The following is a 26,566-nucleotide window of genomic DNA, read 5'->3' as shown; positions in this document are numbered from 1 at the left end:
GACTATGTTCCGCGCCAGCGCCATGAGGCTGGAATGCATCGGCAAGCGGTGTATCCTCTCCTCGCATCCAGTGGCCGAACCCGAGATGGTGATGGAAATGGTCCAGTCTGCAAACGAACAACAAATCTCCGCTTTCGCTGACTTCGCGCCGCCGATCCGGCCGCAGGGCGAATTGCGCCAGCGCATCACCGCCGCCTACCGCACGCCGGAAGAGGACGCGGTCCGGCCGCTGCTCGAAAAGGCCACACTGCCGGCCGATGTCGCCGCGCGCATCCGCGAGACGGCACGCACGCTGATCGTCGCGCTGCGCGCCAAGCACAAGGGCTCGGGCGTCGAGGGGCTGGTGCATGAATATTCGCTCTCCAGCCAGGAGGGCGTCGCGCTGATGTGCCTTGCCGAGGCGCTGCTGCGCATTCCAGACAATGCCACGCGCGACGCGCTGATCCGCGACAAGATTTCGGAAGGCGACTGGAAGTCGCATATGGGGGGCGGCCGCTCGCTCTTCGTCAATGCCGCCACCTGGGGCCTCGTGGTCACGGGCAAGCTGACCTCCACCGTCAACGACCGCGGCCTTTCCGCCGCCCTCACGCGTCTCATCGCCCGCTGCGGCGAGCCGGTCATCCGCCGCGGCGTCGACATGGCCATGCGCATGATGGGCGAGCAGTTCGTCACCGGCGAGACGATCGACGAGGCGCTGCGCAATTCGCGCGCCCTGGAGCGCAAGGGCTTCCGCTATTCCTACGACATGCTCGGCGAGGCGGCGACGACGGCCGCGGATGCGGAGCGCTATTATCGCGACTACGAGAACGCCATCCACGCCATCGGCAAGGCCTCGGCCGGCCGCGGCATCTATGAAGGTCCCGGCATCTCGATCAAGCTGTCCGCGCTGCATCCGCGCTACGTGCGCGCCCAGGCCGAACGGGTGATGGGCGAGCTGCTGCCGAAGGTGAAGGCGCTCGCCGCCATCGCGAAGTCCTACAATATCGGCCTCAACATCGATGCCGAGGAGGCCGACCGGCTGGAACTGTCGCTCGATCTTCTGGAAGAGCTTTGCCACGATCCGGCCCTTGCGGGCTGGGACGGCGTCGGCTTCGTGGTGCAGGCCTATGGCAAGCGCTGCCCGTTCGTGCTCGATTTCATCATCGACCTTGCCCGCCGCTCCAACCGGCGCATCATGGTGCGACTCGTCAAGGGCGCCTATTGGGACGCCGAGATCAAGCGCGCGCAGCTCGACGGGCTGGAGGAATTCCCGGTCTTCACGCGCAAGATCCACACGGACGTCTCCTACATCGCCTGCGCCCGGAAACTGCTGGCGGCGAAGGATGTGGTCTTCCCGCAGTTCGCCACGCACAACGCCCAGTCGCTTGCCACGATCTACCAGCTCGCCGGTCCGGATTTCCGCGTCGGCGACTACGAGTTCCAGTGCCTGCACGGCATGGGCGAGCCGCTCTACGACGAGGTCGTCGGAGAAGAGAAGCTGAACCGCCCGTGCCGCATCTATGCGCCGGTCGGCACGCATGAGACGCTGCTGGCCTATCTCGTCCGCCGCCTGCTTGAAAACGGTGCGAACTCCTCCTTCGTCAACCGCATCGCCGATCCCGCTATCTCGGTCGACGAGCTCATTGCCGATCCGGTCGCCGTGGTGCGCGCCATGCCGGTGCCGGGCGGCAAGCATGACAAGATCGCGCTTCCCGCGGAACTTTACGGCAAGGGCCGCCTGAACTCCGCCGGCCTCGACCTTTCCAACGAGGCGGTGCTGGCGAAGCTGGCGCAGGACCTTGCGAAGACCGCGGCCGTCGAATGGCAGGCCGCGCCCAAGATCGCCGACGGCTCCAGCGAGGGCGAGCGGCGGCCGGTGCTCAATCCGGCTGACCACAGGGACATGGTCGGCACCGTCGTCGAGACGACGGATGCGGGCGTCGCGAAGGCTGCGAGGCTTGCGCTCGAAGCGGCCCCGGCCTGGGCCGCCGTGCCGCCGCGCGAGCGCGGCGACCGGCTCGACCGCGCCGCCGACCTGATGCAGGCCGAGATCGCGACGCTGATCGGCCTTGCCATCCGCGAGGCGGGCAAATCCGCCGCCAACGCCATTGCCGAGGTGCGCGAGGCGATCGACTTCCTGCGCTACTATGCCGAACAGGCGCGGCGCACGCTCGGCGCCGGCCATGCGCCGCTCGGTCCGATCGTCTGCATCAGCCCGTGGAACTTCCCGCTGGCGATCTTCACCGGCCAGATCGCGGCCGCGCTCGTCGCCGGCAACCCGGTGCTGGCAAAGCCGGCGGAGGAAACGCCGCTGATCGCCGCCGAGGCCGTGCGCATCCTGCATGAAGCCGGCATTCCGGCCGGCGCGCTGCAACTGCTGCCCGGCGACGGCCGCGTCGGCGCTGCCCTTGTCGGTGCGCCGGAAACGGCGGGCGTCATGTTCACCGGCTCGACGGAGGTCGCACGCCTCATCCAGAAGGAACTCTCCGGCCGTCTCTCGCCGGCCGGCAAGCCGATCCCGCTGATCGCCGAGACCGGCGGGCAGAATGCGATGATCGTCGATTCCTCGGCGCTTGCCGAACAGGTGGTGTTCGATGTCATCGCGTCCGCCTTCGACAGCGCCGGCCAGCGCTGCTCGGCGCTGCGCGTGCTTTGCCTGCAGGAGGACGTCGCCGACCGCACGCTCACCATGCTGAAGGGCGCGCTTGCCGAACTCACGATCGGCCGCACCGACAAGCTCAATGTCGACACCGGCCCGGTCATCACCGCGGAGGCGAAGCAGACGATCGAGGCGCATATCGAGAAGATGCGCGCGCGTGGCCGCAAGATCGAGCAGGTGGCGCTGCCCGCGGAAGCTGCCCGCGGCACCTTCGTTTCGCCCACCATCATCGAGCTGCAGTCGCTTGCCGACCTGGAGCGCGAAGTGTTCGGTCCGGTCCTGCATGTCATCCGCTACAAGCGCGAGGATGTCGACCGCCTGATCGACGATATCAATGCGACGGGCTATGGCCTCACCTTCGGCCTGCACACGCGCCTCGACGAGACAATCGCCCATGTCACCAGCCGCGTGAAGGCGGGCAATATCTACGTCAATCGCAACATCATCGGCGCCATCGTCGGCGTGCAGCCGTTCGGCGGCCGGGGGCTCTCGGGCACCGGGCCCAAGGCCGGCGGTCCGCTCTATATCGGCCGCCTCGTGCAGGTGCCGCCGGTTCCCCCGCAGCACAGCTCCGTGCATATTCAGCCGGCGGTGCTCGATTTCGCCCAGTGGCTGCGTGGCAAGGGTAAGGTCGGGCTTTCTGATCAGGTCCGCGATCTCGGCAGCAATTCGGCGCTCGGGCTGGACCTCGAGCTTCCCGGCCCCGTCGGCGAAAAGAACCTCTATGCGCTCCATCCGCGCGGCCGGATCCTCCTCGCGCCGGCGACGGAAGAGGGGCTGCTCGCCCAGCTCGGCGCGGTGTTCGCCACCGGCAACAGGGCGGTGATCGACGCCGCCTCCGGTCTCCAGCCCGCGCTTGCCGGCCTTCCGGCGAGCCTTGCGGCGCTAGTCTCCTGGTCCTCCGACTGGGCGGCGGATGGTCCCTATGCGGGGGCGCTCGTCGAAGGGGACGGGGACAGGGTGGTCGAGGCCGCCCGCCGCATCGCCGCGCTGCCCGGCCCGCTCGTCCTGACGCAGGCCGCCAGCACGGCGGAAATCCGGGCGGGGGCGGATGCCTATTGCCTCAACTGGCTGCTCGAAGAGGTCTCAACCTCCATCAACACGGCCGCTGCCGGCGGCAATGCCAGCCTGATGAGCATCGGCTAAGGCATCCTCGAAATCCGGGCCGCTCCTTCGAGCGGCCCGTTTTCGTTTTCCAGCTATCCGGCCCCCTCCCAGGGCTTGGCAAGGGACGGGTGCGGCATCGCCAGCAGGTCTATCGCGCGGGCGGCGAGGTGGTCGACGATGTCGGCCACGGATTGCGGGCGATGGTAGAAGGCCGGCACCGGGGGCATGACGATCGCGCCCATTTCCGTCACGGCACACATGTTGCGCAGATGGCCGAGATGGAGCGGTGTCTCGCGCGCCAGAAGGATAAGCCGGCGGCGTTCCTTCAGTTGCACATCGGCGGCGCGGCCGATCAGCGTGTCGGTCCGGCCGGTGGCGATGGCCGACAGCGTCTGCATGGAGCAGGGGGCGACAATCATGCCGCGGACGGGGAACGAGCCGCTGGCGATCGATGCGCCGATATCGCCTGTCGGATGATGGCGATGGACGAGCGGCAACAGGCGTTCCAGCGCGTCCGCGCCGCATTCGAGGTCCAGCGTGCGGCGCGCGGCATCGGAGACCACGAGATGGATCTCGATATCGCCGAGCGCGGCAAGGCGCTCGACGATACGCACGGCCAGCGCCGCGCCGGAAGCGCCCGTGATGCCGACGATCACCCGTTCGGGGCTCATGCGACCGGCTCCGAAAGGCCGAGAAAGGCCCAGAGGCCATCCACCTTGGCGACGACGTCGGGTGCCATGGCGAGGACCCGTCCCCATTCCCGCTCGCTCTCCGTGCCGATCTTCCGTGTCGCATCCAGCCCGAGCTTGCCGCCAAGGCCGGATTTCGGGGAAGCGAAGTCGAGATAGTCGATCGGCGTGTTTTCCACGAGCATCAGGTCGCGGCTGGCATCGAAGCGGGTGGAGAGCGCCCAGATCACGTCCGGCCAGCTTTTCACATCGATGTCGCCATCGACGGCGATGATCAGCTTGGTGTAGCTGAACTGCGGCAGCATGGACCAGAGGCCCATCATCACCCGCCGCGCCTGGCCGGGATAGCGCTTGTCGATGGAAACCACCATGGCACGGTAGGAGCAGGCTTCGGGCGGCAGCCACAGGTCGAGGATCTCCGGGAACTGGCGCTTCACCAGCGGCACGAAGAGTTCGTTCATCGCCTCGCCCAGCCTCGACGGCTCGTCCGGCGGCCGGCCGGTATAGGTGGAGAGGTAGAGCGGGTTCTTGCGCAGGGTGATCGCCGAGAGTGTCATGACCGGGAAGGGCTCGACGGCATTGTAATAGCCGGTGTGGTCGCCATAGGGGCCTTCGTCCGCCGTCTCGCTGGCCGAGACCGTGCCTTCCAGCACGATTTCCGCGCTGGCGGGGATGGGCAGCGGCACGGTGAGGCCACAGGCCGTCTCCTGTCGCCGGCCGTTCAGCACGCCGGCAAAGCTGAGTTCGCTCATGCCGTCGGGCAGCGGCATGACGGCGGCAAGGATCGTCGCGGGATCGGCACCGATGACGACCGCGACGGGCATGTCGCGCCCGGCCGCCTGCCAGAGGCGATGGTGGCGCGCCCCGCCGCGATGGGCGAGCCAGCGCATGATGAGCCGGTCCTTGCCGAGTTTCTGCATGCGGTAGATGCCGACATTGATGTCCGCCGGATCGTCCGGCGCCCGGGTGATGACGAGCGGCCAGGTGACGAGCGGGGCGGGCTCGCCCGGCCAGCAGGTCTGGATCGGCAGGCGGTCGAGATCGGCCTCCTCGCCCTGCCAGACGATCGCCTGGCAGGGGGCGCGGCGGACCGTGCGCGGGTTCATCGACAGGGCGGCCTTCAGGTGGGGCAGCTTCTGCCAGGCATCGCGCAGGGAGCGCGGCGGCTGCGGGTCGCGCAGGTCCGCGAGGAAGGCGGCAAGGCGCGGCAGGCCGCCGGCCTCAAGGCCGAAACCCCATTCGATGCGCTCGCGCGTGCCGAAGAGATTGGTGAGAAGCGGGATGGGCTGGACACGGCCCGCGGCATCCACCGGCCGTTCGAAGATCAGCGCCGGTCCGCCCTCGGCCAGCACGCGGCGGTGGATTTCCGTCACCTCGTGGACGAGCGAGACTGGCTCGCGGATGCGCACCAGCCTTTCCCGCCGCTCCAGCAGGGCGACGAAATCCTGAAGGCTCTCGAAACGGGGCGGAACGGGGGTATCGGCTTTCATGCGGCACCCTTGCAGGGGAAAAATGTTGTGGTCTTTGACCTGGCGCAAATTCCCGCGGTGCAAGGCTCCCTAGGGTCCGGGTATTCGTTTCTGCCGAAGGCCAGCCGCATGCTTCCCCCGCTCCTTGCAAAACCGGTCGATCTCGCGCCCCTTTGGCTGGTGGAGCGGGTGGCGCGCACCCTCTTTTCCGGCGTGCTGAAGGCCCATCCCGAGCTTTTTGAGCGGCTCGGCGATTATCGCCGCACCCGCTACGGTTTCTCGCCCGTCGATCTGCCGCTGCATTTCACCGTCGTGCCGGCCATAAAGACGCTCAGCGTCTCGCGCGGCACGGCGCCGCCGGTCGATGCGAGAATCGAGGGGCCGCTGGTGCTGCTTCTCGGCCTGCTCGAAGGCCGCTGCGATGCCGATGCGCTGTTCTTCTCGCGCGACCTCTCGGTCACCGGCGACATGGAGGCGATGCTGGCGCTGCGCAACGCGCTCGACGACAGCGCCATCGACCTGCCGCGCGAGCTCGGCGCGCTGGCCGGCCCGCTCTCGCCGCTCGTCGCCGGCACGGCGCGCTACATCCGCGGCAAGGCGCTCGAAGGAAGGGATGCGACATGGAACTGATCTGCCCCGCCGGCACGCCCGCTGCCTTCCGCGAGGCGGTGGAGGCCGGTGCCGATGCCGTCTACTGCGGCTTTCGCGATGAGACCAATGCCCGCAACTTCCCGGGCCTCAACTTCAGCCGTGAGGAACTGCGCCAGTCGATCGTGCTTGCCCGCCGCAAGAAGGTGCAGACCTTCGTCGCGCTCAACACCTTCATGCGGGCGGGCGACGAGGCGCTGTGGTATTCGGCCGCCGACGACGCGGTGGCGATGGGCGCCGATGCGCTGATCCTCGCCGATTTCGGCCTGATGGCCTATGTTGCGGAAAAATTCCCGCAGCAGCGGCTGCATGTCTCCGTCCAGGCCTCCGCCTCGAACCCGGAGGCGATCCGCTTCCTCGTCGAGGCGTTCGGGGCAAGACGCGTCGTGCTGCCGCGCGTGCTGACGGTGCAGGACATCGCCCGGCTGACGCGACAGATCGACTGCGAGGTCGAGGTCTTCGCCTTCGGCGGGCTCTGCGTCATGGCGGAGGGGCGCTGCTCGCTCTCCTCCTATGCGACGGGCAAGTCGCCCAACATGAACGGCGTCTGCTCGCCGGCGAGCCATGTGCGCTACCGGCAGGACGGCGCGGACCTCGTCTCCGAGCTCGGCGCCTACACCATCAACCGCTTCGGCCCCGGCGAGGCCTCCGGCTATCCGACGCTCTGCAAGGGGCGCTTCGAGATCGGCGACGTCGAGGCTTATGCCTTCGAGGACCCCGTCTCGCTCGACGTCATCGACGAGATCGACGCGTTGCGCGCGGCCGGCGTCTCGGCGCTGAAGATCGAGGGGCGCCAGCGCGGCAAGGCCTATGTCGCCGAGGTGGTGTCGTCGCTCAAGAAGGCGCTCGTCGCCTCGCCCGGCGAGCGCGCGGCACTCGTCGCCCGGCTGCGCGCGATGAGCGAGGGTCAGCGCACGACGACGGGTGCCTATGACAAACGCTGGCGATAGGAGACGGTGATGGCGACGACAGGCAAACCGGCGCTGAGCCTCGGCCCGATCTATTTCCTCTGGGACGGGCCGAAATGGCGGGACTTCTATTTCCGCATCGCCGACGAGGCGGCGGTCGAGCATGTCACGCTCGGGGAAACGGTCTGTTCCAAGCGCCAGCATTTCAGCGAGCCGCATGTCGCCGAGGTCGTCGAGCGGCTGGAGGCGGCGGGCAAGCGCGTGACGCTCTCCACGCTCGCCATGGTCACGCTCCCGCGCGAAAGCCGGCATGTGCGCGACCTGATCGCCGGCAGCCTGCATACGGTGGAGGCGAACGACCTCTCCGCGCTCGGCCTCCTCAAGGGCCGGCCGCATTCGATCGGCCCGCTGGTCAATGTCTACAATGCGGCGACGGCCCGCACGCTTGCCGCCCGCGGTGCCGAGAACATCTGTCTGCCGCCGGAGCTGCCGGCCGGCTCCATCCGGCAGATGCTGGAGGCCATGCCGGATTTCTCCTTCGAGGTCTTCGCCTTCGGCCGCATGCCGCTCGCCATTTCCGCGCGCTGCGCCCATGCGCGCTCCAAGGGGCTGACGAAGGACAATTGCCAGTTCGTCTGCGGCGAGGAGCCCGACGGCCTGCCGCTGCGCACGCTCGACCGCCAGTCCTTCCTCGTGCTGAACGGTGTGCAGACCCTGTCGAACAGCTGCGTCGTGCTCGTCGATGACCTTGCGCCGCTCGTTGAAGCGGGCCTGTCGCGCGTGCGGCTCTCGCCGCAGGATTGCGACATGGTGAAGGTGGCAAGCCTCTACCGCGCGGTGCTCGACGGCAGGATCGACGGCGAGGAGGCGATCGCGGACCTGGTGAAGGTCTATCCCGGCGTGCGCTTCTCCAACGGTTTCCTGCACCGGCAGGAGGGCGCGGCCTGGGTGTCGCGCGGGCGAAACGCGGCGATGGGACGGGACTGAGGGCGATCAGGCGAAGACGTCGCGCGCCTCCGCCTTGGCGGCGATGAGCGTCTCCAGGATCATCTGCTCGGAAAAGACATGACGGCGCAGGCTTTCCTGGAAGCCGCTTATCATGCGCGACACCGTCTCGGGCGAAAGCCCGCAGCGACCGTCGGCAACGGCCTTCAGCGTCAGCGAGAGCTCCTCGGCGGCGAGCCGGTCGCAGCGGTGCTCCGCCTTCAGGCGCTCGATTGCCAGGGCGGCGAAGCAGGAGCCGGCGTGCCGGTCGAAATCCGGGAAGAGCAGGCGCTCCTCCAGCTCGTGCACCGCCTTGAGGGCGGGCGGAATAGCGTCGGCGAGCGCGCGCAGCTCGCCGGCGGTGCCCGGCTCGCTCGCCGTCTCCTCGAGGCGCAGGCAGAGATCGAGCAGGGCCTGGTGAAGCGTTTCCAGCCGGTCGATATCGGCGGCGTTAAGGCTCGCATCGTCCATCGCCGCCTCCTACTGGCCGAAGAAGAGCACGGCGGCGATGACCACCGAGGCGCTGACGGCGGACAGCGTTCCCGCGCCCTGCAGCACACCCATGCGGTAGAGCATCAGGGCGAAACCGGCGATAACCGGAGCGGCGATGAGGAGACCGAACTGTGCATCCGTCATGGGAAGGTCCTTTCCGTTGCCGCCATCATGCCGCGTTGGGCATCGCCGCTCTTTGCGCCGGCGCAAAGAAGCCCGCGGCTTCATGGGCTAGGGCTGGGCCATGGCGACGATGGACGATATGCGCACGGCGGTTGCGAAGGCGGAGAGCGGGGAGGGCGATTGCCTTCTTCTCTGGATCCTGGTGTGGAGCGAACTTTTGGCCTTCGGCGCGCTGCTCGTCGCCTTCATGGTGATGACGCTGGTGGACGTCGGAAATGCATCCTTCCTGCGCGCGCATCTCCATCCCGGACTTGCCGCGCTCAACACGGTCCTTCTCGTCCTCAGCGGCTGGCAGGCGGCGCTGGCGGTCCGCCGCGGGGCGGATCTTTCGGGCGTTCGCCGCTCGCTCGTCCTTGCCGGTCTTCTCGGTCTTGCCTTCGCGGCGGTGAAACTCGCCGAATACGGGATGGAGGTCCACTCCGGCATCGGCGGGGCAGGCACGCTTGCCGAACTCTATTTCCTCGTCACCGGCTTCCACCTGCTGCACGTCGTCTTCGGCGCGGCCATCCTCTTCCTCGTCGCCTGGCGCCCGTCGCGGAGCAATGTCGTGATGATCGCGACGCTCTGGCATGCGATCGACCTCGTCTGGCTCGTGATGTTCCCGATCGTCTACCTTACCTGAGACCGCCATGACCCGACAGGCCCACGAACAGTTCATCGCCATCCTTGCCATGCTGCTGACGCTCGCCGTCGGCGGCGCCCTCGTCGGCGGGCTCAGCGGCGGGCTGCTGGTGCCGATCACCGCGGTGCTGATCATGGCCTATGCCAAGGGTCGTTTCGTCATCCTCGATTTCATGGAATTGCGCGCGAGCCGCAGCGCGCTGCGGCCGGCCCTGCTTGCCTGGCCAGCGCTGCTCCTGTCGCTGGCGCTCGCCCGCTCGGTCCTCGTCGCGCTCATCGGCTGACGAACCGCCCCGCTCTTTGCCAATGCGCAAAGAAGGCTTTTTCCCTCCCGCTAGAACAAGGACGTCCCGCAGTGCCGGCGAGGGGATCGCCGGCAGAAAGTCGGCGGGGGTTTTTCGCCGGAGCCATGGAGTTTCCGGCAAGGGAAAGGACCATGGGATGGCAGAGCGCCTTACCAAGACCGGGGCCCGCAACGTCTTCTATGGCGGGTCCATCTTCTTCTTCACGATCTTCGTCGGGCTGACCGCCCATTCCCATTACTACATGCGCACGACCGCCACCGACGAGACGACGCTGACCGACAGCGTCGCGCGCGGCAAGCATGTCTGGGAGAAGAACGCCTGTATCAACTGCCACACGCTGCTGGGCGAAGGCGCCTATTTCGCGCCCGAGCTCGGCAATGTGTGGAAGCGCTATGGCGGGGCCGACGATCCGGAAGGCGCGCGCGAGGCCTTCAAGGCCTGGATGGCGGCGCAGCCGAGCGGAGCGGAGGGCCGGCGGCAGATGCCGCAGTTCAACCTCACCGAACAGGAACTCAACGATCTCGCCGATTTCCTCGAATGGACGAGCAGGATCAACACCCAGAACTGGCCGCCGAACGATGCCGGCTGAAGCCTTTCCGTTCTCACGCAAAACCGCGTCGCACTTTTACTGGAATTGCTCCCGGCGTTCAGGAGACAAGAGATGAAATATCAAACGCAAAAGGTCGCCATGCTGTATTTCTACGGCGCGCTCGGCCTGTTCCTCGCCCAGGTGGCTTTCGGCGTCCTCGCCGGCACGATCTACGTGCTGCCGAACGTGCTCTCCGAGCTGCTGCCCTTCAACATCGTGCGCATGATCCACACCAATGCGCTCGTCGTCTGGCTGCTCATGGGCTTCATGGGCGCCACCTACTACATGATCCCGGAGGAGACCGAGACGGAGCTTTACAGTCCTAAACTCGCCGTCCTGCAGTTCTGGATGTTCTTCGTGGCGGCGGGCCTGACGGTCGTCGGCTACATGTTCCGCATCCATGAGGGCCGCGAATTCCTCGAGCAGACCTTCATCGCCAAGGTCGGCATCGTCGTCGTCGTCCTGATGTTCCTCTTCAACATCACCATGACCGCGCTGAAGGGCCGCAAGACCACGGTCATCAACATCCTGCTCTTCGGCCTGTGGGGCCTCGCGCTCTTCTTCCTCTTCGCCTTCTACAACCCGGTCAACCTGGCGCTCGACAAGATGTACTGGTGGTACGTCATCCACCTGTGGGTCGAGGGCGTCTGGGAGCTGATCATGGCCTCGGTGCTCGCCTTCCTGATGATCAAGCTCAACGGCATCGACCGCGAGGTCGTGGAAAAGTGGCTCTATGTCATCGTCGGCCTCGCGCTCTTCTCGGGCATCCTCGGCACGGGCCACCACTATTACTGGATCGGTGCGCCGGGCTACTGGCAGTGGATCGGCTCGCTGTTCTCGACGCTGGAAGTGGCGCCCTTCTTCACCATGGTCATCTTCACCTTCGTCATGACCTGGAAGGCCGGCCGCAACCATCCGAACAAGGCGGCGCTGCTGTGGTCGATCGGCTGCTCGGTCATGGCCTTCTTCGGCGCGGGCGTCTGGGGCTTCCTGCACACGCTGTCGTCGGTCAACTACTATACCCACGGCACGCAGGTCACCGCCGCGCACGGGCACCTCGCCTTCTTCGGCGCCTATGTGATGCTGAACCTTGCCATGATGGCCTATGCGATCCCGGAAATCCGCGGCCGCGCGCCGTTCAACCAGTGGCTCTCCATCGCCAGCTTCTGGATCATGTGCACGGCCATGTCTGTCATGACCTTCGCGCTCACCTTCGCCGGCGTCGTGCAGGTCCACCTGCAGCGCGTGCTCGGCGAAGGCTTCATGGACGTCCAGGACCAGCTCGCGCTGTTCTACTGGGTCCGCCTCGGCTCGGGCGCCGTCGTGTTCGTCTCGGCGCTGATGTTCATCTGGGCGGTGCTCGTGCCCGGCCGGGAGCGTAGCGACAGCCTCACCCGGATGGTCCAGCCGGCCGAGTGAGCGCTGGCCGGCCCCGTCATCCCGCGGGGCCGGCACCTTCTTTCGACAGTTTCTTGGAGATCAGAATGAACGTCCTCCTCAAGGATACGCCCCGTCCCGTTCCGGATATCCCGGCCTACAGCCCCTCCGGGAACGAATGCGCCCTGTTCGAGACGGCCTGGACGCGCCAGCTTCCGCTGCTCCTGAAGGGGCCGACCGGCTGCGGCAAGACCCGTTTCGTCAGCCACATGGCGGCAAGGCTCGGCCTGCCGCTCTCCACCGTCTCCTGCCATGACGATCTTTCGGCCGCCGACCTCACCGGCCGTTACCTCCTGAAGGGCGGTGATACGGTCTGGGTGGACGGTCCCCTGACCCGCGCGGTGCGCCAGGGCGGCGTGTGTTATCTCGACGAGATCGTCGAGGCGCGCAAGGACGTTGCCGTCGTGCTGCATCCGCTCACCGACGACCGGCGTATCCTGCCGCTGGAGCGCACCGGCGAGGTGCTGGAAGCGCCATCCGGCTTCATGCTCGTCGTCTCCTACAATCCCGGTTACCAGAACCTCCTGAAAGCGTTGAAGCCCTCCACCCGCCAGCGCTTCGTCGCCATCGAGTTCGATTTCCTGCCGAAGCCCCAGGAAATCGCCGTCGTCGCCACGGAAAGCGGGCTGGACGAGGCGCAGGTCGCGCCGCTCGTCGCGCTGGCACACCGGTTGAGGGCGCTCAAGGGGCACGACCTGGAAGAGGGTGTCTCCACCCGCCTCCTCGTCTACTGCGCCTGCCTCATCGACAGCGGCATGACCATGCGCGAGGCGGTGCGGGCGGCGATGATCGAGCCGCTGACCGACGAACCGGATGTCCGGGCCGCCCTTCTCGAAATCGCCGACGCGATGATCCGCTGAGGAACCGCCATGCTGGATTTCCTGGAGCTTGAGGAAACGGTCGGCCGGGCCTGGCACCGGCTCGTCGGCAATACCGGCACCTGGCCGCGCCATCCGGAGCACGCCGTGCGGCTGGAGGATGTCCGGCCGGTGCTCGCCGTCTGCTTCCGCGGCTTCGGCGGCGAGGGCGCGGTGCAGATCGCGCCGGCGCGCGGGCGCACCTCGGCGCATCGTCTCCGGCTGCGTCAGCGCATGGGGCTCGGCGAGGAGAAGCTGGTGCAGCCCGGCCGTGACCATGCGACCCTGATGCTGCCCGCCGCGATCGACCTCTTCGCCGATCGCGGCCTCAACCGGGACCTCTATGTCTGGCTCGCGGCGACGATGGCGGTGATGCCGCTCGATCCGGTCACGGAGAGCGATCCGCTCCAGCGAGACCTCGCCATTCTCCAGCGGGCGGAGGCGACGGTGACGGCGGTGCTTTCGGCCTTTCCGGGTCTTGCGCGGCGCTACCGGCGGCTTTCGGCCGCCACGCTTTCGGCGCGCCGCAGCCGGCCGCTTCCCTCCGTCGAGCGGCATGTGGAGAACCGCATCCTCAGCCTCCTGAGGAAGGGCGCCGGCCTTGCGGACGAGACGCTGCCGGTCATCTTCCCGCACCGGGCGCCGGCCGGCTATCTGCCGATGCTGCCGGTGCCGCTGTGGCCAGATGCGCTCCTGCGCGAGGAAGGCGAGGGGCGCGGCGAGGAGGACCAGCCGGCGGCGGGCGGCACGCCCGAGACCCCGGAGACCAGCCGCCATGTCGCGCTGCGCGAAAAGGCCGAGAACCGCAAGAACGAGCGCAGCCCCTTCATTCTCAACCGCTTCGAAAAGATCCTCGCCATGGCGGAGATGGTCAATGTCGACCGCCCCGGCGACGACAGCGACGACCACGATTCGAGCGCCGCCGACGAACTGGACGACATGACGCTCGGCGAGCGCAAGGGCCGCCCGTCCGCCCGCTTCCATTTCGATCTCGACCTGCCGCCGGAAGCGCTCGACCGTACGCGCCTGACCGGCGAGCACACCTATCCCGAATGGGATTTCCGCACCGGCACCTACCTGCCTGACCATTGCCGGGTGCTTGCTTCTCCGGCACCGGATATGGCCGCCGTGCCCGAGGCCGATGCCGACACGAAGAGCCTGATCCGCCGCGTACGCCGGCAGTTCGAGGTGCTGCGGCCGCGCCACGAGATGCTGCGCGCGCAGCTCGACGGGGCGGAGCTGGACCTCGATGCCGTGGTGCGCGCCCGCAGCGACCTTGCCGCCGGCGGGCAGGGCAGCGACCGTATCCACCTGATGAGCCGGCCGCAAGCGCACGACCTTGCCGTCACCATTCTGGTCGACGTCTCGCTTTCGACGGACGCCTGGTTCGACAACCGCCGGGTGCTCGATGTGGAGAAGGAGGCGCTGCTGGTGCTGGCGCATGGACTTGCGGCCTGCGGCGACAGCCACTCGATCCTCACCTTCACCTCGCGCCGCCGCTCCTGGGTGCGGGTCGAGACGGTCAAGGATTTCGGCGAGACGATGAACCATGCCGTGGAGGCGCGCATCGCGGCGCTGAAGCCGGGCTTCTACACCCGCATCGGCCCGGCGATCCGCCATGCGGCGGCAAGGCTGCGCGAGCAGCCGAACCGGCGAAAGCTCCTCCTGCTGCTCACCGACGGCAAGCCGAACGACGTCGACCACTACGAGGGCCGCTTCGCTCTGGAGGACAGCCGCCGGGCGGTGAACGAGGCGCGGCGCACCGGCGTCAGTGTGTTCGGGGTGACGGTCGACCGGGAGGCGCAGGCCTATGTGCCGGCCATCTTCGGCCGCAACGGCTATGCCATCGTCAGCAATATCGCTCGGCTGCCTGCGGCGCTGCCGGCGATCTATCGCGGTCTTGTCGGATAGAGGCGCGAGACCTGCGAGGAAGGGCCCGGCATGCCGCACCATGCCGGGCCCTTTTTGTCTCAAGCTGCCTTGCTGTGCGTGCGGGCCGACTGGTCGATATAGGCGTCGAAGGCGGCGGCGACCGCGCGGATGATGAAGCGGTGATCCTGCCGCACCGTGACGGTGCCGTCGCGGATGTCGATCGCGCCATCCTCCGCAAGCGCCGCCAGCCGGGCATTGCCGTTAAGAAGCGGGGCCGCATCGAAACCGTGCCGCGCGGCGATGCCCGTCACGTCGACGCGGAAATCGCACATCAGCCGTTCGATGATCTCGGCGCGCAGCCGGTCCTCCGCCGTCAGCCGGTAACCCTTGGCGGTGGCGAGGCGGCCGGAGGCGATGCGCTGGGCATAGAGGCCGGGCGGCACCTCGTTCTGCACGTAGCCTTCTGCCGTGCGGCCGATCGACGAGGCGCCGAAGCCGATCAGCGTGGTGCAGGCATCCGTCGTATAGCCCTGGAAGTTGCGGCGCAGCCGGCCTTGCCGGGCGGCAAGGGCGAGGCCGTCTTCCGGCAGGGCATAATGGTCGAGGCCGATGCGCACATAACCGGCGGCGGCAAGCGTTTCGGCGATCGCCTCGGCCTGCGCGCTGCGCATGGCGGCATCGGGCAGCGCGCGCTCGTCGATCAGCCGCTGGTGCTTCTTGAAGGAGGGGATGTGGGCATAGCCGAAGACGGCGAAACGCTCCGGCCGCATGCGGATCGCTGCCTGCGCGGTCGCGATGCAGGAGGCGACCGTCTGGTGCGGCAGGCCGTAGATGAGGTCGAAATTGATGCCGCTGATCCCGGCCTTGCGCAGCCGCTTGGCGGCCTCGGCCGTCTGCGCTTCGCTCTGGATGCGGTTGATCGCCTTCTGCACGACGGGGTCGAAGCTCTGCACGCCGAGGCTCGCACGGGTGACGCCCGCTGCGCCGAGCGCGACCGCCATCTCGGCGGAGAGGGTGCGCGGGTCGACCTCGACGGCGATTTCCGCGCCGCCGGCAAAGGCGAAGCGGGCGCGCAGGAGGCCGATCAGGTCGCGGAACTCCTCCGGCTGCATGATGGTGGGCGTGCCGCCGCCGAAATGCACATGGCGGATGGTCGGCCGGCCGGCGACCGTTCTGGAGACGAGGTCGATCTCTTTTCGGAGCATGTCGATATAGTCGAGGATCGGCTCGTCGCGCTGGGTGATTGTCGTGTGACAGCCGCAGTACCAGCACATGGAGCGGCAGAAGGGGATGTGCAGGTAGAGCGAGGTATCGGTGCCGGGTCGGATGGCGGCAAGCCAGTCGCCATAGGTGCCGGTGCCGACGGTCGGCGAAAAGCCCGGCGCCGTCGGATAGCTCGTATAGCGCGGCAGCCGTGCCTCGCCGTATTTTTCGATCAGGGCCTGTTGCATGGCGCATTCCTTTGTCCGGGTGGATGAATGGGAGGAGCCTAGGGGCCGGGCCGGAGTGCTTCTTTGCGAAAAGCCAAGCAGTGGGACGTCGCGGCCGCGCATTTCCGGAATTGTTTGCGCAACGTCAAAGTGGCGGGCAGGTCGCGGGGTTAGCGTCGGCTGGTTCCGGTCGGTCGGGCCGTGCCTTCCGGAACGGGATCGGAGCGGCCGGGACGGAACAGAAAACCATGTCAGACGACCAGGCCAAGCCTTCCATTGATGTCCGCACCATTGCCCCGCGCGAGCGTCATCCGCGCATTTTCGGCATGCTCGGCGCGCTGCTTCCCGGTAAATCGATGCTGATCACCAGCGACCACGATCCGCGGCCATTGCACTACCAGCTCGAGACGAATTTCCCGGGCCAGTTCGGCTGGGACTATCTCGAACAGGGACCGGAGGTCTGGCGCGTCGAGATCGACCGGATCGAGGACCGCGGCTGCGATTGCTGCTGCGGCTCGGACCACTAGGCGGCAGACGGCACACGGCGAAGGGGAAACCTTATGCAGGGCGCGACGCTCTCCCGCTGGACCATGTCCTATTTCGCCCTGGCCTGTCTGATGCTCGTCGCAGGACAGGGCCTGATGCTGGCGGGCTACGGCTATCCGGCCGTCGCCGTCAGCGCGCCGGAAACCCTGGTGCTCGTCCATATCCTTGCGATCGGCTGGCTGAGCCTCCTGATGGCGGGCGCGCTCCTGCAGTTCGTGCCGGTGCTGATCGCCCGTCCGCTGGTCGGCGGGCGGTTCGCGGCGCCTGCCTTGCTGCTCATCGTTGCCGGGCTCGGCGCGCTGGTCGGCGGCTTCGTGGCGCTGTCCGGCGCCATCGACCTGCCACTCGCGCTCCTGCCCCTCGGGGGCGGATTGCTGCTGGCCGGTTTCGTCCTCCTCGCCGCCATCCTCGCCGCCACGCTTCTTGCGGCGCGGCCCCTGCCGCTACCGGCGCGCTTCGTCGCCGTCGGGCTGTCGGCGCTCGTCGGCGCGGCCCTTGCCGGTTTCGTTTTCACGCTTGCCCTTTCCGGCACCAGTGACAACCTGTTGCTTGTCCGGCTCGTCGCCGACGGCGTGGATTTGCATGCGGCGCTGGGCCTTGGCGGCTGGCTGAGCGTCACCGCGCTCGGTGTCAGCTACCGGCTGCTCGCCATGTTCCTGCTGGCGCCCGAGGCGGAGCGGCCGACGAGCCGCATAGTCTGGTGGGCGGCAAGCCTTGCCATCGGTCTTGTCGCCGCCTGCATTCCGGTCGTCCTTCTCGCCGCCTCCGGTGTGACGGCGCTCTTTGCCGCCGCCCTCCTTCTGACGCTTGCCGCGGTGCTGCTCTATGGCGGCGACGTCGTGCATCTCTACCGGGCGCGCAAGCGCAAGCAGGCGGAGCTGAACATCCGGGCGACGTTCGCTGCCTTTGGCGCACTTCTATTGTCCGTCGCCCTGCTCAACCTGCCTGGCGTCCGTGCGGGCGAGGGGCTTGCGGCGGTCGTCTACCTTTTCGTCTTCGGCTGGCTGACGGGGCTGGGGCTTGCCCAGCTTTACAAGATCGTCGCCTTCCTGACATGGTTGGAGGCCTATGGGCCGGTGCTCGGCCGCGCGCCGGTGCCGCGCGTGCAGGATCTGGTTGATGAAGGACGCGGGCGTGTCCTGTTCTGGTTCTATTACGGCGCGGTGGCGGCGGCCACGCTCGCGCTTTTCGCGGAGGCTTCCGGCGTTTTTCGCGTGGCGGTCCTCGTGCAGCTGGCCGCGACGCTGGGGTTGATAGGAGAACTCATCCGCGCGCGCCGGCTTTGCATCGTGCCGAAAGCGCTGCGGGCGCCGGCCGGCATGGTGCGCCCCCATCTCTTCCTGCCTACATTTGTTTCAAGGAGATAACCGATGTCTGACGTCTCAAACGCCATCGCCCCCAAGACCCTCGACGTGCGGCCGATCCTGGAAAGCGGCGGCGAGCCGTTCCAGGCGATCATGGAGGCGGTGCAGTCGCTCGGCCCCGGGCAGGGGCTCCGGCTCTTCGCCACCTTTCGCCCCCAGCCGCTGTTCCGCGTCATGGCGAGCCGCGGCTTCGACCATGAGGCCCATGAGATCGAGGGCGGCGACTGGGAGGTCCTCTTCACGCCGCAGCAGGTGGTGGCACCCGTCGAAACCTCCGACAATGCGGATCGCCCTGAGACCTGGCCGGATCCCTCGCTTCATCTCGATCTCAGCGACCTCGATCCGCCCGAGCCGATGGTCCGCATCCTTGCGGCGGCCGAGACGCTCGGGCCGGGCGAGGTCCTCTTCGCGGTTCTTTCCCGCGAGCCGCTGTTCCTGTTCCCCGAACTGACGAAGCGCGGCCACCAGTGGGCCGGCAATTTCGACGAGACGGGTTCGGCCTACCGCATCCTCGTGCGGACCGGCCGGGCAAAGGCGTGATCCGATGGACGAGGACGAGAAGGCTGCGCTGACCGAGGCCATCCGCAATGCCCTGCGCATGATCATCGACCCGGAGATCGGCCGCAACATCGTCGATCTCGGCCTGATCTACGAGATCGCGGTGGAGGAGGGCGGCATCGCGCGCATCGCCATGACGACGACGACGCGGGGCTGCCCGGCGAGCGACTACCTCAAGGATGCCGTGAGCAACTGCGTCTGGTATGTGCCGGGCGTCGAATATGCCGAGGTGCGGCTGACCTACGAGCCGCCCTGGACGCCGGAGATGATGGCGGTGGAAGGCTAGGCAGAAAACGGCCCGGAACTGCTTCCGGGCCGTTTCGCGTTCAGAGCGGTGCGCGGCGCTTGCGCGCGAGGATCGGCGCATATTCCAGGCAGAAGAGCCCGAAGGCCGCGATCCAGAGAAGCCCGGAAGCGGCGTAGACGAGGTGACTCGCCTCGGGAAAGACCTCGCCGAGCGGGCGGATGAGCGCGCAGAGGATCAGTGCGGCATAGGCGGTGACGGTGAGGCGCGAGGCCTGCAATGGGCGGCCGGTATGGCCGAGGCTCGCCCGTGTCATGACGGCCAGCATCATGCAGGCGATGGCGCCGACCGAGAGAAGATGCAGCACGGAGCGCTCCTCCAGAAAACCGAGCGCGCTGAGGGCGATGGACGCGAGGCCGAGCGGCACGAAGGCATAGGCGACGTGGAGGACGACGAGCAGCTTTTCCGGCCGCGTCGTCCAGCCACGCCAGCGGTGGAGGCGGATGCAGTGCAGGAGGGCGGCGGCCAGGCCGAGGCCGGCGGTGCCGGGGTGCTCGCGCGCGAGCGTCCAGGCGGTGAGCGCGCCGACGCCGGCAAGGATGGCGACCATGTCGAAGCGGTTGTAGGGCACGGGAAAATCCGTGCGGCCGGACTTGTTGAGCCAGTTGCGGGTGAAGCTCGGCAGGATGCGGCCGCCGACGATCATCACCAGCACGACATAGGCGGCGACGGCAAGGCGGATCGCCATGTGGTCGTGTTCGCCGTCGATGGCCGCCACATGGAAGATGCCGTTGGCAACCGACAAGGCGAGGAGGCCGCCGAGTACCTTCAGGTCCTTCCACTTGCGCCCCGCCACGACCTCGCGCGTGCAGATGGCAAGCAGCGCCGGCAGGAAGAGCCCGTCGATGACGGCCGCCGCGGTCACGCCGATCGTGTCTGGCACGAGCAGTGCGATACGTCCGGCGCACCAGAGTGCAAACAGCGCGAAGAGCGGCCAGCCGGAGACGGGCAGGCGCCCGGTCCAGTTCGGCACCGCCGTCAGCAGGAAACCGGCGAGCACGGCGGAGGCGAAGCCGAACAGCATCTCATGGGCGTGCCAGTTGGGCGCGCCGTAATCGCCCCCAAGCTCGATATGCCCGGTGATCGCTGCGATCCACAATGTCATGGCGGCGACCGCCCACAGGCCGGCGCCGAGGAAGAACGGCCGGAAGCCATAGGAAAACAACACCGGGCCGGTGCGGGAAAGGCCGCGGGGAACGGCGCGGCTGATGCGCGTTGCGGGTTGGCTTGCGCTCATTTGGATCTGCTCCTTCGCATTTGTCAGCTCTTTCTAGGGCACCCGCGGGGCTCTTTCTTTGCGAGATGGCAAAGAGCAAATCAGCATCTGCCAAAATGCCGCAGCGGCCGGAAAGACCTGTTTGTCCCATCACAAAGAGGCCGGCGCGAATGCTCCTAGAACAGAGAGGACCGGGCGATACACCGCTCCGTCCTTTCAAAAGGAGAGAAACAATGACCGAGCAGTTTCAGATGACACGCCGCACAATCCTGGGCGGAGCCGCCTTTGCCGGCGTCCTGACGCCGATCATTGCGGCGTCGATGGCGCGAGCGGAAGGCGGCGCCATCGAGACAAATGCAGCCGCAACGGCGGCCGACATCGCCAAGCTGGAACGCGTGAAGGTCGAGCTGGTCAAGCCGCCCTTCGTTCACGCCCACACCCAGAAGGCCGAAGGCGGACCGAAAGTCTACGAATTCACCATGACGATCGAGGAAAAGAAGATGATCCTCGACGACAAGGGCACCGAGGTCCATGCGATGACCTTCAACGGCTCGGTTCCAGGGCCTCTGATGGTCGTGCACCAGAACGACTATGTCGAGCTGACGCTGATCAATCCCGACACCAACGAATTGCAGCACAATATCGACTTCCACTCGGCAACGGGTGCGCTCGGCGGCGGCGCGCTGACCGTGGTCAACCCCGGTGAACGCACGGTGCTGCGCTTCAAGGCCACCAAGGCCGGCGTCTTCGTCTACCACTGCGCACCTCCCGGAATGGTGCCCTGGCACGTCACCTCGGGCATGAACGGCGCCATCATGGTTCTGCCGCGCGAGGGCCTGACGGACGGGCACGGCAAGGAGCTGACCTATGACCGGGTCTACTATGTCGGCGAGCAGGACTTCTACGTGCCGCGCGATGCCGAAGGAAATTACAAGAAGTATGAGAGCGTCGGCGAATCGTATGCCGATACGCTCGAAGTCATGCGCACGCTGACCCCGAGCCACATCGTCTTTAACGGCGCCGTCGGGGCGCTGACCGGCGACAATGCCCTGCAGGCCAAGGTGGGCGAGAAGGTGCTGATCGTGCACTCGCAGGCCAACCGCGATACCAGGCCGCACCTGATCGGCGGGCATGGCGACTATGTCTGGGCGACCGGCAAGTTCCGCAACGTGCCGGACGTCGACCAGGAGACCTGGTTCATACCGGGCGGTACGGCGGGCGCTGCCTTCTACACCTTCGAGCAGCCCGGCATCTACGCCTATGTAAACCACAACCTGATCGAGGCCTTCGAACTGGGCGCCGCCGCGCACTTCACGGTCACCGGCGAGTGGAACGACGATCTGATGACCTCGGTCACGCCGCCGAGCGGCGCCTGACGCCCTGTGCTGCCGGCATGCCCGTTCGTGAGGGCGGGCGTGCCAATGCGGGCCGCCGCCGGCGGCCCGGTCCGAAAGCGGCGCCCGTCCCGGACGCCGAACGATCGTCCGGGCGATGCGCAAGGAGGCCGTCATGGCTGCACTGACTTCGAAACCCGCGATTACCTGGACATCGCTCGCCCTTCCCGCGCTGCTCCTCGCCGCGCTTGCCGGCGGCATCGCGGTGAAGACGGACCTTATCGGCGCTACGCCTGCCGGTCCCGTGCTGGACGAGCCGATGACGGTGGAGATCGCGCCGCGCCGCTTCGAATACCGCGAGAGCGGCGAATTCTTCCGCAACGGCTTTGCCGTGGACGGGCCGGTCAAGACAGTCACCATGCGGCGCCCGCTCACCATCATGAAATACCAGGTGAGCGCGGCCGACTACCGGCGCTGCGTCGCAGACGGCGCCTGCGCGCCGGCCGAGCCCGGCTTCGTGCCGGCGGAAGCGGCCACGGCGCCGGCGACGGGCGTCAGCTATGACGATGCGACGGCCTATGCCGGCTGGCTGAGCGCCCGCACCGGCGAGATCTGGACCCTGCCGAGCGACGAGGATCTCGCCTTCGCCGCCGGTACGCGCTTTCCCGACGATGCGCTCGGCGTCGACATCAATAGCACCAATCCGGCCGAGCGCTGGCTTGCGGACTATCGCCGCGAGGCGGCGCGCAAGGCCTCGCGCGATCCCGTTCCCCAGCCGCTCGGCCGCTTCGGCGAAAACGAGTTCGGCCTTGCCGATTTCGCCGGCAATGTCTGGGAATGGACCGCGACCTGCCACCGGCGCGTCAATCTCGACAAGGCGGGCCGGGTGATGAACGACGTGTCGTCGTGCGGCATCTACATTGCCAGCGGCAAGCATCGGGCGGCGATGAGCTCGTTCGTGCGCAACCCGAAGGGCGGCGGCTGTGCCGTCGGCGTGCCGCCGGACAATGTCGGCTTCCGCCTCGTCAAGGACACGCGCTGGTATGCGCCCCTGCTCGTTGCCTTGAAGGAAAAGGGGTTTTCTTTCTGACGGGGATGTTCAAACTTTCAGGTGGCGGCATGGCGTGATAGAAGCCGGTAGCTTTCACGCGAGAGGGATTTGGCTGTGAAGATCGACCGGACCGTCGTCCGCTCGCTTGCCCTGTTCGACAGGATGAGCGACGAGGACCTCGACAGGCTGCTGACCCATGCGACGGCGCGCCGCGTGGCACAGGGCGACGCCGTCTTCGAACAGGGCCAGCAGGCGTCGAGCTTCTTCCTCCTGCTGCATGGCCGGCTGAAGGTGACGCAGGTGACGGAAGACGGCCAGCAGATCATCGTTCGCGTCGTGCATCCCGGCGACCTCTTCGGCTTTGCCAAGGCGCTGCAGCGCACGGACTATCCGGGCACCGCGCGGGCGGCGACGGAAAGCGTCATCCTCGGCTGGCCGACGGATCTCTGGCCGCATTTCGTCGAGCAGAACCCTCGCCTTGCCGTCACGGCCATGCAGACGATCGGCCAGCGGCTGGAAGAGGCCCATACCCGTATCCGCGAGATGTCCACGCAGGAGGTGGAGCGCCGGGTGGCGCATGCCGTGCTTCGCCTGTCCCAGCAGGCCGGGCGGAAGGAAGAGGCCGGTATCCGCATCGACTTCCCGATCTCGCGGCAGGATATCGCCGAGATGACCGGCACGACGCTGCACACTGTCTCGCGCATTCTCAGTGCCTGGGAGGCACGCGGCCTCGTCGAGGGCGGGCGGCAGAAACTGCTGATCCGCGACATGGCAGGACTTTCGGCGCTCGCCGAGGGCGCGCGCGAATAAGCGCCACTTGCGGGCGCTCTTCTCCTAGCCCAGGGTCCGCGTGACGTCGGCGAAGGTTTCCTCGAGCACGGCGATCAGGTGGTCGGCGTCCCGCTTCGAGAAGATCATCGGCGGGCGCATCTTCAGGACGTTGTCATGCGGCCCTTCCGTTCCCATCAGCACGCCGCGGCGGCGGGCACCGTTGGAAACGGCGCGGGCGAACTCGGTGGCGGGCGCCTTCGTCCTGCGGTCGGTGACGAGCTCGATGCCGAGGAAGAGGCCGAGGCCGCGCACGTCGCCGATCACATCGTATCGCGCCTGCATGGCGCGGAAGGCATCCATCAGATAATTGCCGATGACCAGCGCATTGCCGCGCAGGTCTTCACCTTCGATGACATCGAGCACGGCAAGGCCGACGGCGCAGGAAACCGGGTTTCCGCCGAAGGTGTTGAAATATTCCATGCCGTTGTTGAAGCTGTCGGTCACCGCGCGGGTCGTCACTACCGCGGCCATGGGATGGCCATCGCCGATCGGCTTGCCCATGGTGACGATATCGGGCACGACGCCCTGCGTCTCGAAGGCCCACCAATGGCTGCCGACGCGGCCGAAGCCGACCTGAACCTCGTCGGCGATGCACACGCCGCCCGCCGCGCGCACCAGCCGGTAGACCTCCTTGAGGTAGCCTTCGGGCAGGAAGACCTGGCCGGCGACGCTCGGAATGGATTCGGCGATGAAGAAGCCGGGGCCTTCGCCCCTGGCCTGCATGCCGGCGATCAGCTCCGCGACGCTTTCGGCAAAGCGCTTGCCGTGCTCCTCGACCGGCCAGTCGTCGGGCGCGCGATAGCTGTCCGGAACGGCCGCGACATGGACATGGGGCTTCGGTCCCTTGCCGCCCTTGCGGCGGAACTTGTAGGGGCTGATGTCGATCAATTCCTGCGTCGTGCCGTGATAGGACCAGTCGAGCGTGATGGCGTTCTCGCGGCCGGTATGCGCCCGCATCAGCCTGAGCGCCAGGCCGTTGGCTTCCGATCCGCTGTTGACGAAGCCGGCGACGGTCAGTTCCTTCGGCAGCGTCGCCGTCAGGCGCTCGGCATAGGCGACGATGTTGTCGTGCAGGTAGCGGGTGTTGGTGTTGAGCGTTTCCGCCTGCTTCGCCATCGCCTCCACCACGACCGGATGGGCATGGCCGATGTGGCAGACATTGTTGAAGCAGTCGAGATAGGCCCGGCCGCTGTCGTCGATCAGGAAGACGCCTTCGCCGCGCACGAACTTGATCGGCTTGTCGTAGGAGATGGAAAGGTTCGGCAGGAGCAGCTCGCGCCTGAGCTTGACGATCTCCTCATGCGAGCGGCCGTGGCGTTCGTAGAACTCCCCGGCGATGCCGGCAAAGGTGCTGGCATCGGGGAAAAGCTCCGCCCAGACGTCGAGATAGCGGGCCTCGCCGACGCCGAGGATCTCGGTGGCGGAGAGATTGGTGTCGGTGGAGAGCTGGAGATGGAGATGCGGCGCCCAGCCGCCGTTTTCCGTGGGTAGGCCCATCTCGCCGACGAGCGCGCCGGCTTCCAGCCGTTCGCCGGCCTTCAGGCGGCCCGTCGCCTCATGGGCGAGATGGCCCCAGAGGCTGACGAAGGGCGGGCAGCCTTCCGGTTCGTGGCGCAGTGCGATCAGGCAGCCGTAGCCGAGCGGCTCCTTCTCGATCTCGACGCTGACGACGGTCGCCGGCAGCGGCGTGAAGACCTTCGTGCCGGCGGCCATGAAGAGATCGAGGCCGAGATGGCGGGTACGGCGCGTCTTCTCGATGAAGCGCGAGACGAACATCTCGCCGGCATAGACGGTGCGCTCCTCGCCGAAGGGACCGACGCCGAGTTCGATGCCGTTTCCGCGGCAATGGGCCTCCCAGATCGCCTGCGCCGCGTCCGGCTGCCCGGCGGCGGACGTGACGGTCATCGGGTGGGCCGGGTCGCCATAGGGCACAAGGGCTGCCGGATAGGTCGCGGCCGGGCGCTCCAGCAGGGGGGCGAGCGCCTTGCGGTTCCTCGCGATCCAGCCGGCGACGGCGCGAGCGCCCGGCGTGGCCTCGAAGCCGCAGGCCTTACGCAGGATGGCGGTGGCGAAACGCGGGTTCATGCGGTCGAGCTTGCGCAGCAGCGTCCAGGCCGGGCGCTCGCTGATGGCGAGATACGGGTTGTCCTGCGTGTGGCTGCGGCGCGAGGCGGAGATCGTCACGGACGTGACGAGGCGGATGGCGATGAGGTCGTAGAGGAGATCGACCTCCTCTTCCTGCAGCGGATATTCGGCATGAAAACCACTGGCAATGGCGGCGGCCGCGCCGATCGGGTCGGCATGGTCGAGGCCGGCATAGGCGGCGGCGATGGCGACCTCGGCGATGACGGGCGCATGCAGCGCATCGCCGAAATCGATCAGGCCGGAGATCCGGTCGGCATCGCCATTGTCGACGAGCACGTTCCAGTCGTTGGCGTCGTTGTGGATCACCGCGGCGCGCAGCATCGCAAGGCGCGGGGCGATGGCGGCGAAACGCGTGAGGAAGCGTTCGAGCAGCGCCCGGTCCTCGGCGGCGGCGACATGCTGCAGGCGCCCGGCGGAGCGGCCGGCATGGCGGATGTCCCAGTCGAGATCGCGCAGGGCGCCCGGATGCATGAAGCCCTTCAGCGCCGCATCGAAACGGCCGAGCATGCGGCCGAGGGCGTGGAGCGCGGCATCGCTGCGTTCCGTCTCGGCGAGCGGCCTGCCTTCGACCCAACTGACCAGCCGGATGCGATGGCGCACGCCATGCGGCCCGGTGGTTGAGGCAAGGCTTGCGCCGGACAGCGCCGGGCGGATATGCGGCACCGGCAGGTCGCCGGCATGGGCGCCGAGATGGGCGAGCAGCGCCGTCTGGAAATCGCTCTCGACCTCCGGCTCCGCGGCGTTGACGATCTTCAGGATGAAGGTCCCCTCCGCCGTCTCCACCTTGAAATTCTGGTCCCGTTCGCTGGCCAGCGGCGAAAGCGTGCCGGAAAGGCCGTAATGCTCGGCAAGCAGCGCGGCGGCGGCGTCGATGGAGAAATCCGGGGTCGTCTTCAGCATGTCGTTCATGGTCATCCTCGTTCCTGCCGGAAGAGTTGCATGGACGGCGCGGCGGCGCATCCGGCATTATGCCGGTTGTGCCGGCACT

At 67.4% G+C, this 26,566-nt stretch carries 24 protein-coding genes; 17 read left to right on the top strand and 7 right to left on the bottom strand.

The window, feature by feature from the left end:
- Positions 1–97: 97 nt before the first annotated feature.
- On the top strand, positions 98–3,784 hold the full coding sequence (gene putA, locus WMC41_RS18225; protein WP_432345430.1) for a trifunctional transcriptional regulator/proline dehydrogenase/L-glutamate gamma-semialdehyde dehydrogenase: 3,687 nt from the start codon (positions 98–100) through the stop codon (positions 3,782–3,784).
- A gap of 53 nt (positions 3,785–3,837) precedes the next feature.
- On the opposite strand, the gene WMC41_RS18220 is transcribed toward putA, so the two are convergent.
- Positions 3,838–4,416 carry a UbiX family flavin prenyltransferase gene (locus WMC41_RS18220; RefSeq protein ID WP_432345428.1) on the bottom strand — a complete coding sequence of 193 codons (579 nt, stop codon included), beginning with the start codon at positions 4,414–4,416 and terminating at the stop codon, positions 3,838–3,840.
- Positions 4,413–5,924: a UbiD family decarboxylase gene (locus WMC41_RS18215; RefSeq protein ID WP_432345425.1), complete on the bottom strand. Its 1,512-nt coding sequence runs from the start codon at positions 5,922–5,924 to the stop codon at positions 4,413–4,415. The genes WMC41_RS18220 and WMC41_RS18215 overlap by 4 nt, the downstream gene beginning before the upstream one ends.
- A 108-nt stretch (positions 5,925–6,032) precedes the next feature.
- Between WMC41_RS18215 and ubiT the strand changes: the two genes are divergently transcribed.
- From ubiT to ubiV, 3 genes are read left to right on the top strand one after another with little or no spacing between them, the layout of a single operon-like run.
- Positions 6,033–6,533, top strand: coding sequence for a ubiquinone anaerobic biosynthesis accessory factor UbiT (ubiT, locus tag WMC41_RS18210; protein WP_432345422.1), 501 nt, complete (start codon positions 6,033–6,035; stop codon positions 6,531–6,533).
- Positions 6,524–7,501: a ubiquinone anaerobic biosynthesis protein UbiU gene (ubiU, locus tag WMC41_RS18205; RefSeq protein ID WP_432345419.1), complete on the top strand. Its 978-nt coding sequence runs from the start codon at positions 6,524–6,526 to the stop codon at positions 7,499–7,501. The genes ubiT and ubiU overlap by 10 nt, the downstream gene beginning before the upstream one ends.
- Before the next feature lie 9 nt (positions 7,502–7,510).
- Complete coding sequence (gene ubiV, locus WMC41_RS18200) at positions 7,511–8,446, top strand: ubiquinone anaerobic biosynthesis protein UbiV (protein WP_432345416.1); 936 nt, start codon at positions 7,511–7,513, stop codon at positions 8,444–8,446.
- 6 nt (positions 8,447–8,452) lie between these two features.
- Here ubiV and WMC41_RS18195 read toward each other — a convergent pair whose 3' ends face one another.
- Complete coding sequence (locus tag WMC41_RS18195) at positions 8,453–8,914, bottom strand: hemerythrin domain-containing protein (RefSeq protein WP_288079622.1); 462 nt, start codon at positions 8,912–8,914, stop codon at positions 8,453–8,455.
- A gap of 9 nt (positions 8,915–8,923) precedes the next feature.
- Positions 8,924–9,079, bottom strand: coding sequence for a hypothetical protein (locus WMC41_RS18190; protein WP_023514989.1), 156 nt, complete (start codon positions 9,077–9,079; stop codon positions 8,924–8,926).
- 109 nt (positions 9,080–9,188) lie between these two features.
- On the opposite strand from WMC41_RS18190, the gene WMC41_RS18185 reads away from it, so the two are divergent.
- From WMC41_RS18185 to WMC41_RS18160, 6 genes are all read left to right on the top strand, one after another.
- On the top strand, positions 9,189–9,740 hold the full coding sequence (locus WMC41_RS18185; protein WP_432348374.1) for a cytochrome c oxidase subunit 3: 552 nt from the start codon (positions 9,189–9,191) through the stop codon (positions 9,738–9,740).
- A 7-nt stretch (positions 9,741–9,747) separates the two neighbouring features.
- Entirely contained in the window at positions 9,748–10,023 is a 276-nt protein-coding gene (locus WMC41_RS18180; protein ID WP_432345412.1) for a cytochrome C oxidase subunit IV family protein, read from the top strand.
- A gap of 157 nt (positions 10,024–10,180) precedes the next feature.
- Positions 10,181–10,633 carry a c-type cytochrome gene (locus WMC41_RS18175; RefSeq protein ID WP_244769797.1) on the top strand — a complete coding sequence of 151 codons (453 nt, stop codon included), beginning with the start codon at positions 10,181–10,183 and terminating at the stop codon, positions 10,631–10,633.
- A 72-nt stretch (positions 10,634–10,705) separates the two neighbouring features.
- The gene (locus WMC41_RS18170) at positions 10,706–12,052 is read left to right on the top strand and encodes a cbb3-type cytochrome c oxidase subunit I (protein WP_432345407.1); all 1,347 of its coding nucleotides are present in this window, start codon (positions 10,706–10,708) and stop codon (positions 12,050–12,052) included.
- A gap of 65 nt (positions 12,053–12,117) precedes the next feature.
- Complete coding sequence (locus tag WMC41_RS18165; protein WP_272806732.1) at positions 12,118–12,930, top strand: CbbQ/NirQ/NorQ/GpvN family protein; 813 nt, start codon at positions 12,118–12,120, stop codon at positions 12,928–12,930.
- Positions 12,931–12,939: 9 nt separating this feature from the next.
- Positions 12,940–14,838, top strand: coding sequence for a nitric oxide reductase activation protein NorD (locus WMC41_RS18160; RefSeq protein WP_432345405.1), 1,899 nt, complete (start codon positions 12,940–12,942; stop codon positions 14,836–14,838).
- Positions 14,839–14,897: 59 nt separating this feature from the next.
- On the opposite strand, the gene hemN is transcribed toward WMC41_RS18160, so the two are convergent.
- The gene (gene hemN, locus WMC41_RS18155; protein ID WP_432345403.1) at positions 14,898–16,250 is read right to left on the bottom strand and encodes an oxygen-independent coproporphyrinogen III oxidase; all 1,353 of its coding nucleotides are present in this window, start codon (positions 16,248–16,250) and stop codon (positions 14,898–14,900) included.
- Positions 16,251–16,477: 227 nt separating this feature from the next.
- On the opposite strand from hemN, the gene WMC41_RS18150 reads away from it, so the two are divergent.
- From WMC41_RS18150 to WMC41_RS18135, 4 genes are read left to right on the top strand one after another with little or no spacing between them, the layout of a single operon-like run.
- Positions 16,478–16,756 carry a DUF2249 domain-containing protein gene (locus tag WMC41_RS18150; protein WP_064331388.1) on the top strand — a complete coding sequence of 93 codons (279 nt, stop codon included), beginning with the start codon at positions 16,478–16,480 and terminating at the stop codon, positions 16,754–16,756.
- 33 nt (positions 16,757–16,789) lie between these two features.
- Positions 16,790–18,142, top strand: coding sequence for a hypothetical protein (locus tag WMC41_RS18145; protein ID WP_432345401.1), 1,353 nt, complete (start codon positions 16,790–16,792; stop codon positions 18,140–18,142).
- Between the two features lie 3 nt (positions 18,143–18,145).
- Positions 18,146–18,679, top strand: a complete 534-nt coding sequence (locus tag WMC41_RS18140; protein ID WP_272806727.1) for a DUF2249 domain-containing protein — start codon at positions 18,146–18,148, stop codon at positions 18,677–18,679.
- 4 nt (positions 18,680–18,683) lie between these two features.
- Positions 18,684–18,983, top strand: a complete 300-nt coding sequence (locus WMC41_RS18135) for a metal-sulfur cluster assembly factor (RefSeq protein ID WP_244769805.1) — start codon at positions 18,684–18,686, stop codon at positions 18,981–18,983.
- Positions 18,984–19,023: 40 nt separating this feature from the next.
- Here WMC41_RS18135 and WMC41_RS18130 read toward each other — a convergent pair whose 3' ends face one another.
- On the bottom strand, positions 19,024–20,238 hold the full coding sequence (locus tag WMC41_RS18130) for an NnrS family protein (protein WP_432345397.1): 1,215 nt from the start codon (positions 20,236–20,238) through the stop codon (positions 19,024–19,026).
- Positions 20,239–20,450: 212 nt separating this feature from the next.
- Here WMC41_RS18130 and nirK point away from each other — a divergent pair, with 212 nt between their 5' ends.
- The 3 genes from nirK (at position 20,451) to WMC41_RS18115 (ending at position 23,412) form a co-directional block, all read left to right on the top strand.
- Positions 20,451–21,593, top strand: coding sequence for a copper-containing nitrite reductase (gene nirK, locus WMC41_RS18125; protein ID WP_272806724.1), 1,143 nt, complete (start codon positions 20,451–20,453; stop codon positions 21,591–21,593).
- Between the two features lie 133 nt (positions 21,594–21,726).
- On the top strand, positions 21,727–22,641 hold the full coding sequence (locus tag WMC41_RS18120) for an SUMF1/EgtB/PvdO family nonheme iron enzyme (RefSeq protein WP_432345395.1): 915 nt from the start codon (positions 21,727–21,729) through the stop codon (positions 22,639–22,641).
- 75 nt (positions 22,642–22,716) lie between these two features.
- Positions 22,717–23,412, top strand: a complete 696-nt coding sequence (locus WMC41_RS18115) for a Crp/Fnr family transcriptional regulator (RefSeq protein WP_244769886.1) — start codon at positions 22,717–22,719, stop codon at positions 23,410–23,412.
- Positions 23,413–23,436: 24 nt separating this feature from the next.
- Here WMC41_RS18115 and WMC41_RS18110 read toward each other — a convergent pair whose 3' ends face one another.
- Positions 23,437–26,487: an aminotransferase class III-fold pyridoxal phosphate-dependent enzyme gene (locus WMC41_RS18110; RefSeq protein ID WP_432348372.1), complete on the bottom strand. Its 3,051-nt coding sequence runs from the start codon at positions 26,485–26,487 to the stop codon at positions 23,437–23,439.
- Between the last annotated feature and the right edge of the window lie 79 nt (positions 26,488–26,566).

The organism is Shinella yambaruensis (genome assembly GCF_050859155.1).
GTDB lineage: Bacteria > Pseudomonadota > Alphaproteobacteria > Rhizobiales > Rhizobiaceae > Shinella > Shinella yambaruensis.
This window is presented reverse-complemented; position numbering and strand designations above follow the sequence as displayed.